This is a genomic window from Mesorhizobium metallidurans STM 2683 (assembly GCF_000350085.1).
Lineage (GTDB): Bacteria > Pseudomonadota > Alphaproteobacteria > Rhizobiales > Rhizobiaceae > Mesorhizobium > Mesorhizobium metallidurans.
The window spans coordinates 1-14,375 of record NZ_CAUM01000056.1; the positions used below are offsets into that span (position 1 = coordinate 1).

Consider the following 14,375-nt stretch of genomic DNA (forward strand, 5'->3'; position numbering starts at 1 on the left):
CCTTAGAGCAGCGGGTCGAGAATGAACTTCTTGTCCTCGACCGGTTTTTCCGGCTCGGGCGGGAGGGGCTGCTTGGCCTTTTCGGCGTCCTTGCGCGCCTGCACGGCAGCCTCATAGGGCGTGTCGAGACCGGTCTTCCTGCCGCAGGCCGTAACGGTCACCATGGCCGCCAGCAGCGTCAGCGTCACCAAAATCCTGCTTCCGGTCATCGATCCATCCGTCCGAAACTTTTGCGTGCTGCCGCTTTTAGCCGAGTTCTCGGCGCATTGCACCCTGGCTCAAGCTTTGGCGAGCCGCTTTTTCCAATAGCGGACCTGCTTCCTCACCTCCGACGGCGCGGTGCCGCCGAAGCTGGTGCGGCTCTTCACCGAATTCTGCACGGCAAGCACTGAAAATACGTCCGCGGTAATGCCGGGGTGGATGGACTGCAAATCCTCCAGCAAAAGCCTGTCGAGCCTGACCTTCTTCTCCTCGGCCAGCGCGACGGCGCGGCCGGTGACGTGATGCGCCTCGCGGAACGGCAGGCCGAGCGTGCGCACCAGCCAGTCGGCAAGATCGGTGGCCGTCGAATAGCCGGCGCCCGCCGCCCTTTTCATGGCGGCGGTGTTGACCGTCATGTCGCGCACCATGCCGGTCATCGCCGCCAGCATCAGGTCGAGCGTCTCGGCGGCGTCGAACACGGATTCCTTGTCTTCCTGCATGTCCTTGCCATAGGTCAGCGGCATGCCCTTCATCACGATCAGCAAGCCGACGAGATGGCCTGTCACGCGGCCGGTCTTGCCACGCACCAGTTCGGCGGCGTCGGGGTTCTTCTTCTGCGGCATGATCGAGGAGCCGGTGGAAAATGAGTCCGACAGCCTGACGAAGCCGAATTGCGGCGTCGACCAGATGATTATCTCCTCGGCCAGCCGCGACAGATGCGTGGCGCAGATCGCCGCGATTGCCAGGAATTCGAGGGCGAAATCGCGGTCAGAAACACTGTCCAGGGAATTGCGCATCGGCTCGCGGAGGCCGAGAGCCTTGGCCGTCTGGTGCCGGTCGATGGGAAAGCTGGTGCCGGCAAGGGCTGCGGCACCGAGCGGGCTTTCGTCCATCCGTTCGATGGCGTCGCGGACGCGCGACAAGTCGCGCGAGAACATCTCGACATAGGCCATGCAGTGATGGCCGAAGGTCACCGGCTGTGCTGCCTGCATGTGGGTAAAGCCCGGCATCACCGTTGCGGCATGCTCCTCGGCCCGCTCCAGAAAGGCCGCGATCAACCCCTTGAGCGCCTCGGCGACGCGGAAACATTCGTCCTTGACCCACAGCCGCAGGTCGACCGCCACCTGGTCGTTGCGCGAGCGGGCGGTGTGCAGGCGGCCGGCGGCCGGGCCGATCAATTCGGCAAGGCGGGCCTCGACATTCATGTGAATGTCTTCCAGCCGGGTCGAGAACTCGAATGTGCCGGCTTCGATCTCTGTCAGGATCGTGTTCAGCCCGTGAGCGATTTTTTCTTGATCGGCCGCCGAAATAATGCCCGTTTGCGCCAGCATCTCGCTATGGGCGATCGAACCTCTGATGTCCTGCGCATAGAGTTTGCGGTCGAACGAGATCGACGCGTTGATCGCTTCCATGATCGCGGCCGGACCCGAGGCAAAACGTCCACCCCACATCTGGTTGCTGGCCTTCTTGTCGCTCATCGCTATAACCCGTACTCTGGAGCAGTTTTTAAGACATGGCAGACGGCAATAGATTCTTCCCGGCCCCGCGCCTCATCCTCGCCGCCCTGGCGGCGGGCGTGCTGGCGGGCGCGGTCGCGGTATATGTCAGCGAGAGCGGTTCTGGCAACAATGCCCCGGCACAAGTCGCTGCCGGCGACGGCAAGGACGATGTCGCCTGCGCCGCCAAGGCTGACCGCGCCAAGAAGGTCGCCGCGGCCGCTACCGGCCAGGTCGCTGCTCTTTTGCCGGCCGACCCGCCGCAATCGCTGAAGAGCCTCGCCTTCAATGGCCCCGACGGCAAGCCGATGACGCTCGCCGACCACGCCGGAAAGACGGTGCTGCTCAATCTGTGGGCGACATGGTGCGCGCCCTGCCGCGCCGAAATGCCGGCGCTCGATGCGCTGCAGAAGGACGAGGGCAGCGACGCCTTCCAGGTCGTCGCCGTCAATGTCGATGCCGGCGACGATGCCAAGCCGAAGAAGTTCCTCAGGGATATCGGCGTCGAAACCCTCGGCTACTACCGGGATTCGACGATGGCGCTGTTCAACGACCTCAAGACGCGGGGTCTGGCGCTCGGCCTTCCCGTCACCTTGCTGGTCGACGGCGAGGGTTGCCTGATCGCGCATATGAACGGCCCAGCCGAATGGTCCAGCCCGGACGCCAAGCGGCTCATTGAGACGGCACTTGGAAATTGACGCGACTGACAGTCGTTCGCGTCATGCGATGCGCACGGTCACCGCAAGCGCCTCGTGATCGGAACTCGGGCTTCCGTCCGGCCGGACGGCCGGAAGAACCGCGGGCCTGGTGGCGACAAGGCCACGCGTGAAGAACCAGTCGATGCGTCCGACCGGTTCCGGGTCGCCGGCTTCGCGGCGCTGGGTTGCCAGGTCGAGGTTGTTGGCGTCTTTCCAGTCGAAGCCGCGTTCGGCAAAAAGCGCGAACAGCGGCTCGTAGGCTTCGACATCGATCAGCCGGTCCGGATCGGCCGAGATCAACGCGGCCCAGGCATCAGGATCGTCGTGGCGCTCCTCGTGAGTGGCGGTCAGCGTGTTGAAATCGCCGCCGATCAGAACCGGTGCGTCGGGGTCGTAGCGCTCGATGGCGTCGAGGAGATGACGGGCTTGGACCAGGCGGCCGGCCGGTCCGGTGCGGTTTTCAAGATGCACCGAAATCACGGTCACCCGCCGCGAGCCGAGCTGCACCTGGCCGCCGATCGCCATGCGCCCTCCAATGCGCGGTTGGCCGCGTTCCGGCAGAAACCAGCCGCCGGCCGCGTCAAGCCGCACCAGAAAGGGGCGAAGCAAGGGCACGGCGCTGGTGACGGCGTTGCCATGAAAGCCTTCGGCGTCGGCGATGTCGCCAGCCACGGAGCGCTCCATCTCATTGCCGGCATCGAGTTCGACAAACTCGACGCCATAGGCGAAGGCATGGCCAAGCCGATCCGCGAGGTCGCGCAGCGGATGGCCGTTGCCGGAACGCGCCATGCCTTCGTCCACCTCCGAAAGCAGGACCACATCGGGAGCCTGGCCGGCCAGCGTCGCGGCGATCGCGTCACCATGGCGCAGCCGCTCGACGTTCCAGGCCACCACCTTCAACGTCTCATTCCCCGCATCGCGCGACGCACGTCCGCCGATCTCGATCTGGCCGAGAGCGGGGATGGCGGCCGCGAGGCGCAGGTGCGTCGCGCTGTCGCGCGGTTCCTCCCGCATCGCCCGGCGAGCGGCGAGCGGGACGTGCGTCAGCTTCGGTACCAGCATCTCATCCATCCAGGTCGGCTCGACACGCATGACGGGTTCTCCTTGGGCTCCGGCACAGGAGGCAGCACTCTCTTCACCTAGACGGCGCGCATGACGGTTTCATTTCATGTCGCGGCGGCATTGCGGACGGAGAATTGCCTGTCCACAGGTGCGAAAAAGGCACAACAGAACTGTCACATACTTTCTCTAAGAGACGGTCAGGGACCTGCGCAACGATCCTTGAAACGAGCCACTCAACAAGGAATGAGTTCATGTCGATGATCAAACACGGCCTGGCGGCTCTTGCCGCCGGCACAATCAGCGTTTCATTGGCGCTGCCCGCGATCGCCGCGCCGACCAAGTTCGATTTCTGGTTCGGTCTTTCGGGCGATCTGGAGCGAGTCGTCCAGACCTTGTGCAAGAACTTCAACGAATCGCAGAAGGACTATGAAGTCGTTTGCACCAGCCAGGGCAATTACGACGCCACGCTGCAGAATACGATCGCGGCATTCCGTGCCGGCAAGCAGCCGGCCATCGTGCAGGTCTACGATGTCGGCACCGCCACCATGATGCTCTCGGGCGCATACAAGCCTGCCGACAAACTGATGGAAGAGAACGGTTACAAGATCGACTACAGCGACTATTTCCCCGGCATTGCGCGCTACTACGCGACTTCGAAGGGCGAGATGCTGTCGTTCCCGTTCAACTCGTCGACCGCGTTGATGTACTGGAACAAGGACGCCTTCGCCAAGATCGGCAAGACCGAGGCGCCGAAGACCTGGGAAGACGTCGGCGCCGACCTCAAGGCGCTCAAGGACGCCGGCTACGAGTGCCCGATGGCGATCAACATCTCGGGCAATGAAAGCTGGCAGTTGATGGAGCAGTTCTCCGCCATCCACAACCAGCCCATCGCTACCAAGAACAACGGCTATGACGGCCTCGACGGCCGGCTCGAGATGAACAAGACCAAGTTCGTGCAGTACGTCACCGACCTCAAGAAGTGGTACGACGAAGGTCTCATCAAGATCAAATCCAAGGATCTCGGTCAGGACATGGTCCAGGCCTTCGCCTCTGGTACCTGCCAGGTCATCCTGTCCTCGGTCGGCGACCACGGCACGGTCGGCAAGACGCAGAAGGAAGGCATGAGCTGGGATGTCGCCGAACTGCCGACCTATGCCGGCACCGAGCGCAAGAATTCGCTGGTCGGCGGCGCCTCGCTCTGGGTTCTTTCCGGCAAGTCGGATGCGGAATACAAGGGCGCTGCCGCGTTCCTGAACTTCATCCACGATCCGAAGACCGCTTTGTTCTGGTCGACCAACACCGGCTACATCCCGGTGACGAAGTCGGGCTTCGACTACATGAAGGCGAACGGCTTCTACGACAAGGCGCCCTACAAGGGCCGCGAGGTCGCGATTGCCAGCCTGACGGCTTCCGAGCCTACCGACATCACCCGCGGCATCCGCCTTGGCAATTTCACCCAGATCCGGGCCGAGTTCGGCACGCAGATGCAGGCGATCTTCGCCAACAAGGTCAGTGTCCAGGAAGGCATCGACACGCTGGTCAAGAATGGCGACGCCATCCTCGACCGTTTCCAGCAGACCTATCCGAACAAGACGCTGCCCTAAGCGGCGGGTATTTCGAGGCCGCCCGTCGAAACTCGACGGGCGGCCATTTCATATTGGACTGGGCAGATAAGGGATGGCTGGCGGCTTAACGGCGTCGGCGGATCGATGGAAAAACGCGTTACCTTCAGCAGACGGACCATCGGTATCCTGTTCGCGGTGCCGCAGCTCCTGCTGATCTTCACATTCTTCTACTGGCCGGCCGGCCAGGCAGTCTATTGGTCGCTGACGCTGCAACAGCCCTGGGGCGGCGGCAACATCTGGGTCGGGCTCGACAATTTCCGGTCGATCCTGTCCAGCGCCGATTACTGGAACTCGATCGCCGCCAGCCTTGTCTTCGCCGCGATCAGCACCGGCCTGGCGATGTTCGTCGCGCTGGTGCTCGCCGCGCTCACCGACCGGCAGCTTACCGGTTCGCGCTTCTACCGGGTCGTGCTCATTTGGCCCTATGGCATAGCAGCACCGGCGCTGGCGCTCGCCTTCCGCTTCATCCTGGCACCGGAAGCCGGCTTCATGGCCGTCGTCAACCAGGCATGGCCGGGATTCTGGGATCCGGGTCTCGACGGCGTCGACGCCATGGCCTCCATTATCGCTGCTTTTTCCTGGAAATATGTCGGCTACAACTTCATCTTCTTCCTTGCCGCGTTCCAGGCCATCCCACGCTCCCTGATCGAGGCGGCGGCGATGGACGGATCCGGCGTCATCAGGCGTTTCCGGGACATCCAGTTCCCGCTGATCACGCCAACCATCTTCTTCCTGCTGGTCATAAACATCACCGAGAGCTTCCAGGACTCCTTTGGCATCGTCGACATCATGACATCAGGCGGACCGGCGAACGCCACCAATCTGATGGTCTACAAGATCTATTCGGACGGCTTCAAAGGCCTGGATTATTCGGGCGCCGCGGCGCAGAGCATCATCCTGATGCTGCTCATCATCGTGCTCACCATCTTCCAGTTCCGCTTCATCGAGCGGCGCGTGCATTACCGGTGAGGCGGTCATGGTAGAGCGCACGCCGATCCTCAATTTCGTCACACATCTCGTCCTGTTCATCGGCTTCGTGCTGGCCGTGGCGCCGTTCGTGATCGTCGCCATCGCCGCCTCGCACAATTTGAAGGACGTCAACGACGTGCCGATGCCGTTGCTGCCGGGCAGCGACTTCTGGCTCAATATCAAGACGGCGTGGACGACGGCTGACCTTGGGCCCAAACTTTTGAACAGCTTCATCATGGCTGCCGGTGTCGCCGCCGGCAAAGTGATCATCTCGGCGCTCACCGCCTTCTCGATCGTCTATTTCCGCTATCCCGGCCGCACCTTCATCTTCTGGCTGATCTTCGTCACGCTGATGCTGCCGCTGGAGGTTCGTATCGTGCCGACCTACGCGGTGGTCGCCAATGTGCTGTCACCATATCAGACGATCCTCGACGTGACCGGCTTGAGCTGGCTGATCGAGAAAATATCGGGCGTCCGGATTGCGTTGAGCTTCGGGCTGCTCAACTCCTACACCGGGCTTATCCTGCCGCTGATCGCCACCGCCACAGGCACTTTTCTCTACCGGCAGTTCTTCCTGACGGTCCCGGACGAACTGACCGAGGCGGCACGCATGGACGGCGCCGGTGCGTTGCGCTTTTTCATCGACATCCTGCTGCCGCTGTCGCGCACCAACATGGCGGCGCTTGGAACCATCATGTTCCTGTGGGCGTGGAATCAATATCTGTGGCCGCTGCTGGTCACCACCGACCAGTCCCATGCGACGGCGGTCACCGAACTCAAGCAGCTCATTCCAAACATCGGCGGCATTCCCGAATGGAACATCGCCATGGCCGGTACGCTGATCGTCATGCTGCCACCGCTCATCGTCGTCGTGGCGATGCAGCGCTGGTTCGTGCGCGGCCTGATCGCCACCGAGAAATGACTTCACAAGGAGACGGCTGATGGCCTCCATCACCATTCGCGATGTCACGAAAAGCTATGCCAAGTCGCAGGTCGTGCATGGCGTCGATCTCGATATCGCGTCGGGCGACTTCGTCGTCATTCTGGGACCTTCCGGATGCGGCAAGTCCACGCTGCTCAGGATGATTGCCGGGCTGGAAGAGATTTCCGGCGGCGAGATCGCCATCGACGGCACCGTGGTCAACCGGCTGGAACCGCGCGAGCGCGGCTGTGCCATGGTGTTCCAGAACTACGCGCTCTACCCGCATATGAGCGTCGCCCAGAACATCGGCTATTCGCTGAAGGTGGCGGGCGTGCCCGCCGCCGAGCGCACGCAGCGCATCCAGGCCGTGGCCCGCATTCTCGAACTCGAGCCGATGCTCGACCGCAAGCCCGCGGCGCTGTCGGGCGGCCAGCGCCAGCGCGTCGCCATGGGGCGCGCCATGATCCGCGAACCGAAGGTGTTTCTGTTCGACGAGCCGCTCTCCAATCTCGACGCCAAGCTGCGCGTGCAGATGCGCTCGGAAATCCGCAAGCTGCATCGCCGGCTGAACGCGACATCGGTGTTCGTCACGCATGACCAGGTCGAGGCGATGACGCTCGCCGACCGGCTGGTGGTGATGAATGGCGGCCGCGTCGAACAGGTCGGCACGCCGGGCGAAATCTACAAGCGCCCGGCCAGCCGGTTCGTCGCGACCTTCGTCGGTGCGCCGGCGATGAACATCCTCGAAGGCGTCGTCGAACTCGACGGCCTCTCGCTGCTTGGCGACAGCCGGCGTCTCGCCATTCCGCGGGTCGGCCTGCCGGTCGGCGCCAAGGTGGCGATGGGCATCCGGCCGGAAGCCGTCCGCCTGGTGGCGCCCGGCTCGCAGGGCGCGCTCAATGCCACCGTCGACCTCGTCGAGGAACTGGGCGCGGGCAGGGTCATCTATGTCGATCTCGACGGCGCGGCGTTTTCCGTGGTGACGTCCGAGACCGTCCATCCGGCGCCCGGCGAGACAGTCGGTTTGAAGATCTCGCCCGAAGACATGCATTTCTTCTCGTCGGAGACGGGCGCTCGCCTCGATGTCTTCAAGGCGTCCGTGCCGGTTCCCGCACATTGATGGGCAGCATCATCCGCTAGTGCGCTGGTGTCGCTGCGGGCGCCGGCAAAGCAAATTTCCTGTCGGGGTCGAACAAAGGGTCGTCCAATGAAAATCATCCAGGTCACGGACGTCCATCTCGGACGGCGGGGCGAGATTCGCTACGGTGCCGACCTGCATGAGCGGCTCGACCGTTGCATCGACCACATCAATACCCATCACGCCGATGCCGCGCTTTGCATCTTCACCGGCGATTTGACCGAGGCAGGCGCGGCCGAGAGCTATGCCGATCTCAGATCGGCCCTGGGCAGGCTTTCCGTGCCCTTCCGCCTGCTGCCGGGAAATCACGACAGGCGGGCCAATCTCATCGCGGCATTTCCCGAAGGCGGGGTCGACGATAACGGCTTCGTGCAATCGGTCTTCGAGACGCCCGAGGCGTCGCTGCTGCTCCTCGACAGCCTGGCCGAAGGCCGTGTCACCGGCGAGCTCTGCGACAAGCGGCTGGCCTGGCTCGACGCGCGGCTCGGCGAAGCGGCAGGCCGGCAGGCCTACATCTTCCTGCATCATCCGCCTGTCGAACTCGGCCTGCCCATCCTCGACCCGCTCGGGCTCGAACAGCCCAGGCGATTCGTCGACCTGCTGGATCGCCACGGCAATGTCGGTCACATTTTCTTCGGCCATGTCCATCGCGACATCGCAGGTACGGTCGCCGGCATCCCGTTCACCGCGCAACGCGGCCTGCACGCCCGCTTCATGCTCGATCTGGTCGGGGAAGAATTGCTCGAGCAGGCGCCGCCCACATATGCGGTCGTCCTCATCGACGCTGCCGCGCGCCGGGTTGTCGTTCACAATTCAGACTTCCTCGAGCGCTGGCCGCTTTATTCGCCGGCGACGGGCGAGAGGGTGCGGTAAGGCCGCTTTCAGGCAAACACATGCGCCTTGCCGGAAACCCTCAGCCGCACGATCTCGCCGACGACAGGCGCGTCCATGCCAGGCTTGCGCAGGATCAATGGCGTGTTGCCGATCGCGGCGGCGTCCGGCGGGTCGGGACTGTTCAGGAGCCGCACCGCGATGGTGCACATGGAGCCGGCGAATTCGGATTCCGTCACCTCGCCGAACAGCATCTCCGGCGTCCCCGACATGCCTTCGCGCGACGTGCGTTTCAGCAGCACCTGTTCCGGTCGCAGCATGATGCGGGCGACGTCGCGCCGTTCCTTGGTGTCCACGGCGATGCGGCCGAGTGGCGAGGTGGCGAAGCCATCGGCGATCTTCGCCGGCAGGATGATGGCGTCGCCGAGGAATTCGGCAATCATGCGGTCTTTCGGCTGGAGATAGAGCTCGCGTGGCGTGCCGACCTGCGAGAACAGGCCGTCGCGCATCACCGCGACCTGGCTGGCGAAAGACAGCGCCTCGGCCTGGTCGTGGGTGACCAGGATGGTGGTGATGCCTGCCGCCTCCAGAAGCTCGGCGACCGCCTTGCGCATCGACGCGCGCAGGCCGGTATCCAGCGCCGAGAACGGCTCGTCGAGCAGCATCAGCCGCGGTTTCATCGCCATGGCGCGTGCCAGCGCCACGCGCTGCTGCTGGCCGCCGGAAAGCTCGTGCGGCCGTCGTTTGAGGATCGCCTTGTCCAGTCCGACGATATAGGCGAGTTCGACGATGCGTTCGGTGCGCTTGTCCTCGCCGCGGCCCATGCCGAAGCCGATATTGGCGGCGATGCTCAGATGCGGAAACAGGGCGCCGTCCTGCGCCACCACGCCGATGCCGCGGCGATGCGCCGGCACGGCAGTGCCGCCATTGGCCAGCACTTCGCCGTCGAGCACGATGCGGCCTTGGTCTGGCGCCTCGAAGCCGGCGATCAGCCGCAGCAACGTCGTCTTGCCGCAGCCGGACGGTCCGACGATCGCGGTGCGGCTGCCGCTGGCCACGCCGAGGTCGACGCCGGCCAGTGCCGCAACCGGGCCGTAGTGCTTGTGCACGCCGGTGAGTTCGAGAAAGCTCATCGTCCGGCCATCCGCTTCGACTGGACATAGAGCAGCCAGGTGAGCGGCAGCGACATCGCCACCATGATGAAGGCGTAAGGTGCGGCCGACGCATAGTCGATCTCGCCGCTGTAGGACCAGAACGCCATCGCCAGCGTGCGGGTGCCATTCGGCGCCAGCATCTGCGTGGCGGTCAGTTCATTCATGATGCCGAGCGCCACCAGCGCCATGCCCGCCGCCGCCCCCGGCGCCGACAGGCGGATCGTCGTCGACCACAGCGCCTTGAGCGGCGGCCGGCCGAGGCTGGCGGCAGCACGTTCGAGTTCGACCGGCGCCTGCGCGATCGACGCCCTGAGGCTGATCAGGGCGCGCGGCAGGAACATCAGCGCATAGGCGACAAGAATGGTGAACAGGGTCTGGTAGAGCGGCAGGGCGATGCGCACCGTGATGGTGACCAGCGCCAGCGCCACGACGACGCCGGGCAGCGAACCGACGATGTAGTTGCAGCCCTCCAGGATACGCTGCAGCGGTCCCGGCGCGCGGATCGAGATCCAGGCCATCGGCATGGCGGCGACCGTGGCGAGCAAGGCGCCGGCGAGCGCCAGGAACAGGGTCTGGCCGAGCGCCAGGCCGATCTCGTCGAGGCGCCAGACATCGGCGCCGCCGGCGATCAGCCAGCGGCCGATGGTGACGAACGGCACGCCAAGCGAAAGCAGCGCGGTGACGGCAGGCAGAGCCAGGCAAGGGAGCGTGGCGCGGCCGAGCCGTGTGCGTTGCTGTTGGCGTGCGGCGCCTGAGCCGACGCGGGCATAGCGCTCCTCGCCGCGCACAAGCACTTCCAGCCCGAGCAGCACGAAGCAGCAGGTCACCAGCACGGCGGCCAGCATATTGGCGGCGGGACCGTTGAAGGTCGACTGGAACTGGTCGACGATCGCCGTGGTGAAGGTGTCGAAGCGGATGAAGACGTAGAGGCCGTATTCGGCAAGCAGGTGCAGGCCGACCAGCAGCGAACCGCCGCAGATGGCGAGCCTGAGCTGCGGCAGCACGACGCGGGCGAACACGCGCCACGGGCCAAGGCCGAGGGCCGCGGCGGTGTCTTCGAGCGCGGGGTCGAGCCGGCGCAGCGCCGCCGCCACCGGCAGATAGAGGAACGGGAAATAGGCGATGACGGAAACCAGAACGCCGGCCCACAGGCCGTGCAATCCCGGCACCAGGGTGATCCAGGCATAGGAGTGGACGAAGGCTGGAATGGCGAGCGGCGCCACCGAGAGCCAGGCCCAGAGGCGCGCGCCGGGCAGGTCCGAGCGTTCGGTCAGCCAGGCCAGCGCCACCGACAGCACGATCGAGATCGGAACCGCGAGCACCACCAAAAGGACGGTGTTGACCAGAAGCTCGCCGACGCGCGGCCGGAAGACCAGTGCCGATACGGTTTCCCAGCCGGTCTGCACCGCAACCCATAAGATGAAGGCGAGCGGCAGCAGCGCAAACAGCGAGACAAGGACGGCGGCGAGCAAGATCCAGGATGAGGACCGAAGCCGGGCCAGCCGGGCGACCGGCAAGCCTGGGCGGGCAAGATCGGCCGCAGACTGCATCAGGCCGGACGCCGTGCCGCCGCCCGCCGGCGGCAACGGTCGAAGGAACCGCAAACGCGGCCGGAAATGCAGTCTGTCGTCATGCTGATCGTCATGGGGACGAATGCCGTCTCGAAAAAAACAGAGCGCTCCCGCGGAAAGCGAATTCCCGCAGGAGCGCAGTCGGTTGCCCTTTTAGGACGAATGCCGGCTAAAGCAAGCCGGCTGCCGTCATCAGATCGGTCACCTTCTTGGAATTCAGCGTCGCCGGATCGACCTTCGGCGCCTGCAGATCGGCCAGCGGCACCAGCTTCGGGTTGGACTCCGCGCCCTTGCCGACAACGTATTCGTAGGATGCGCCGGTCTTCAGCACTTCCTGGCCACCCTTGCCGGTCACCCATTTCAGGAACGCCTGGGCTTCCTTCGGTTGCTTGCTGGAGGCCAGCACGCCGCCACCGGAAATCGAGACGAAAGCACCCGGATCCTGGTTCTTGAAATAGTGCAGCTCGACGTTGCCGCTGTTCTCGCCGGTCTTGGCCTGATCGCCGAAATAGTAATAGTGGTAGATCACGCCGCCTTCGACCTCACCGGCATTGACCGCCTTCATCACCGTGCCATTGCCCTTGTAGGCGGTGAAATTCTCCTTCATCCCCTTCAGCCAGTCGGCCGTGGCGGGCTCGCCCTTGAGCTGCAGGAGGGCGCTGACGATCGCCTGGAAGTCGGCGCCGGAGGGGGATGCGGCCCAGCGGCCCTTCCAGCTCGGATCGGCGAGATCGAGCAGCGACTTGGGCAACTGGTCGGCGTTAAGCTTGGTCTTGTTATAGGCAAAGACGGTGCTGCGCGCGGCAATGCCGACCCATTTGCCGGTGGTCGGCTGGTATTCCTGCGGCACCTGCGCCAGCGTGTCGGCATCGACCGGCGCGAACAAGCCTGATGCCTCGACCAGGGCCATGGCCGGCGAATTTTCGGTCAGGAACACATCGGCCGGCGAGGCGGCGCCCTCGGCGACGATCTGGTTGGAGAAGTCGCTGTCGCCGCCATTGCGCAACGTGACCTTGATGCCGGTTGCCTTGGTGAAGCCCTCGGCCCATTCCTTGGCCAAACTCTCATGCTGGGCGTTGTAGACGATGATGCCATCCTCCTGCGCCATCGCCGGCGCAACGATCAGGCCGATTGCCAGCGCGGCGCCGGCAAGGGTGGAAAGGGCAGTTTTCATGGGCGTCGTCCTCGCTCTTGATGATCTTGTTTCCGGCACGGCTGCACCTAGCAATACCTGAATATCATAGTCAACATTGAGAAGCTGCTTCAATCGGTCGCCGGCCGCAAACTTTCGTGATGCTCCCCTACTTTGGCTTGGACATTAATTCGCCGGCCACGTAACAAATCGGCGCCGAGGCGCGAACATCGGGGAGTGAACTCTTGTGACCGGCAAGGACGAGGCCGAACTCGCCCGGCTGCTGCGGGCTGCGATCGGAGGAGATGAAAAGGCTTATGCCGACTTTCTGCACCGGACGGCTGCTCTCGTTCGCGGCTTTGTCAGGCGCAAGATCGTACAGGGCGGGGTCGACCCCGAGGATGTCGTGCAGGAAACCTTGCTGGCCATTCATGTGAAACGGCATACCTGGCGCCAGGATGCGCCGGTCTTGCCATGGGTCTATGCCATCGCACGTTTCAAGCTGATCGACGCCTTCCGGCGGCGTGGGCGGCGCATCGAGATCGAAATCGACGAGATCGCCGAGAGTTTCGCCGAACCGGAGACCGAGACAGTCAGCGAGCGCGACATCAACCGGGCGCTGGACGGCCTGCCGCCGGCGCAGCGTTCGGTGGTTTCGTCGGTGTCGGTCGAAGGCCGTTCCATTGGCGAGACGGCGGCGAAGTTCGGTATCAGCGAGACGGCGGTGCGCGTGTCGCTGCACCGCGGGCTTGCCGCAATCGCCAAGCGATTCGGGCGGGAATGACATGAGGACCGACGATCTCATCAAGGCGCTTGACGCCGATACCCGCAGCAAGGCGATGCCGCTGGGCTCGGCCTGGTGGATGGCCGCCGGTGCGGCTACGGTGATCGCGGCGGTGGTTTTCTGGCTGACGATCGGTCCACGCACCGACATCGCGACCGCCATGCATACGATGCGCTTCCTCGCCAAATTCGTCTTCACGACTGCTCTGGCCGTCAGCGCCTTCGCCTTGATCCGCGCCCTGTCGACACCCGGTGCATCGACAGGCGGGGCGGCGGCCTGGATGATTGCCGCACCGCTGCTGGTGATCATTGCGGTGGTTCTGGAACTCCTTTCCGTGCCTGCGGCCGACTGGGGCACGCGGCTGGTCGGCACCAACATTGTTATCTGCCTGACGTTCATTCCGCTGATCGGCGTCGGTCCGCTTGCCGTCTTCCTCACGGTGCTGCGCTATGGCGCCCCGACGCGGCCGGTGCTTGCCGGAACGGTGGCGGGCCTGCTCGCCGGCGGGCTGGCGGCAACCTTCTATGCCGCACACTGCTTCGACGACTCGCCGCTTTTCGTCGCCACCTGGTATACACTCGCGATTGCCATCCTCGGCGCGCTCGGCGCGCTCGGCGGGCGGCTTTTCGTGCGCTGGTAGCGACGGCCCGCGATCGGAACAATAGACGCACCGTAGACGCATCGGCCCGAAAATCGGATTCGATTTTTCGAAAGCATGATGCTCGGATACTCGTATACAAGGAGTTAGCGCGTACTTTGTGCGCCCAAATGGACACACGTCGCTCTATCTAT

The 14,375-nt window shown here is 64.2% G+C and carries 14 protein-coding genes; 8 read left to right on the forward strand and 6 right to left on the reverse strand.

From position 1 onward, the window contains the following. Positions 1–2 precede the first annotated feature (2 nt). Positions 3–209 (reverse strand): hypothetical protein, encoded by a 207-nt coding sequence (locus MESS2_RS09895; RefSeq protein WP_040592611.1) that lies wholly within the window; start codon positions 207–209, stop codon positions 3–5. Between the two features lie 69 nt (positions 210–278). After that, positions 279–1,679: an argininosuccinate lyase gene (gene argH, locus MESS2_RS09900; RefSeq protein ID WP_008874063.1), complete on the reverse strand. Its 1,401-nt coding sequence runs from the start codon at positions 1,677–1,679 to the stop codon at positions 279–281. Positions 1,680–1,714: 35 nt separating this feature from the next. On the opposite strand from argH, the gene tlpA reads away from it, so the two are divergent. Beyond that, positions 1,715–2,395 (forward strand): thiol:disulfide interchange protein TlpA, encoded by a 681-nt coding sequence (tlpA, locus tag MESS2_RS09905; protein ID WP_008874064.1) that lies wholly within the window; start codon positions 1,715–1,717, stop codon positions 2,393–2,395. A gap of 21 nt (positions 2,396–2,416) precedes the next feature. Here tlpA and MESS2_RS09910 read toward each other — a convergent pair whose 3' ends face one another. Next, a complete protein-coding gene (locus MESS2_RS09910; RefSeq protein ID WP_008874065.1) occupies positions 2,417–3,487 on the reverse strand; it encodes an endonuclease/exonuclease/phosphatase family protein in 1,071 nt (356 codons plus the stop codon). A gap of 221 nt (positions 3,488–3,708) precedes the next feature. Here MESS2_RS09910 and MESS2_RS09915 point away from each other — a divergent pair, with 221 nt between their 5' ends. From MESS2_RS09915 to MESS2_RS09935, 5 genes are all read left to right on the forward strand, one after another. Then, positions 3,709–5,061: an extracellular solute-binding protein gene (locus tag MESS2_RS09915; RefSeq protein WP_008874066.1), complete on the forward strand. Its 1,353-nt coding sequence runs from the start codon at positions 3,709–3,711 to the stop codon at positions 5,059–5,061. 105 nt (positions 5,062–5,166) lie between these two features. After that, a complete protein-coding gene (locus MESS2_RS09920) occupies positions 5,167–6,051 on the forward strand; it encodes a carbohydrate ABC transporter permease (protein ID WP_008874067.1) in 885 nt (294 codons plus the stop codon). A 7-nt stretch (positions 6,052–6,058) separates the two neighbouring features. After that, positions 6,059–6,973: an ABC transporter permease subunit gene (locus MESS2_RS09925; RefSeq protein WP_008874068.1), complete on the forward strand. Its 915-nt coding sequence runs from the start codon at positions 6,059–6,061 to the stop codon at positions 6,971–6,973. A gap of 19 nt (positions 6,974–6,992) precedes the next feature. After that, complete coding sequence (locus tag MESS2_RS09930; RefSeq protein ID WP_008874069.1) at positions 6,993–8,093, forward strand: sn-glycerol-3-phosphate import ATP-binding protein UgpC; 1,101 nt, start codon at positions 6,993–6,995, stop codon at positions 8,091–8,093. Positions 8,094–8,180: 87 nt separating this feature from the next. Continuing rightward, complete coding sequence (locus tag MESS2_RS09935) at positions 8,181–8,984, forward strand: phosphodiesterase (RefSeq protein WP_008874070.1); 804 nt, start codon at positions 8,181–8,183, stop codon at positions 8,982–8,984. Between the two features lie 8 nt (positions 8,985–8,992). Here the strand turns inward: MESS2_RS09935 and MESS2_RS09940 are convergent, their stop codons facing one another. From MESS2_RS09940 to MESS2_RS09950, 3 genes are all read right to left on the reverse strand, one after another. Then, entirely contained in the window at positions 8,993–10,075 is a 1,083-nt protein-coding gene (locus tag MESS2_RS09940; RefSeq protein WP_008874071.1) for an ABC transporter ATP-binding protein, read from the reverse strand. Further along, positions 10,072–11,646 carry an ABC transporter permease gene (locus MESS2_RS09945; RefSeq protein ID WP_040592618.1) on the reverse strand — a complete coding sequence of 525 codons (1,575 nt, stop codon included), beginning with the start codon at positions 11,644–11,646 and terminating at the stop codon, positions 10,072–10,074. The genes MESS2_RS09940 and MESS2_RS09945 overlap by 4 nt, the downstream gene beginning before the upstream one ends. A 190-nt stretch (positions 11,647–11,836) precedes the next feature. Beyond that, positions 11,837–12,841 carry an iron ABC transporter substrate-binding protein gene (locus MESS2_RS09950; RefSeq protein ID WP_008874073.1) on the reverse strand — a complete coding sequence of 335 codons (1,005 nt, stop codon included), beginning with the start codon at positions 12,839–12,841 and terminating at the stop codon, positions 11,837–11,839. A 205-nt stretch (positions 12,842–13,046) separates the two neighbouring features. On the opposite strand from MESS2_RS09950, the gene MESS2_RS09955 reads away from it, so the two are divergent. Next, entirely contained in the window at positions 13,047–13,583 is a 537-nt protein-coding gene (locus MESS2_RS09955; RefSeq protein ID WP_008874074.1) for a sigma-70 family RNA polymerase sigma factor, read from the forward strand. Position 13,584: 1 nt separating this feature from the next. Further along, positions 13,585–14,223 (forward strand): NrsF family protein, encoded by a 639-nt coding sequence (locus MESS2_RS09960; protein WP_040592614.1) that lies wholly within the window; start codon positions 13,585–13,587, stop codon positions 14,221–14,223. Positions 14,224–14,375 lie beyond the last annotated feature (152 nt).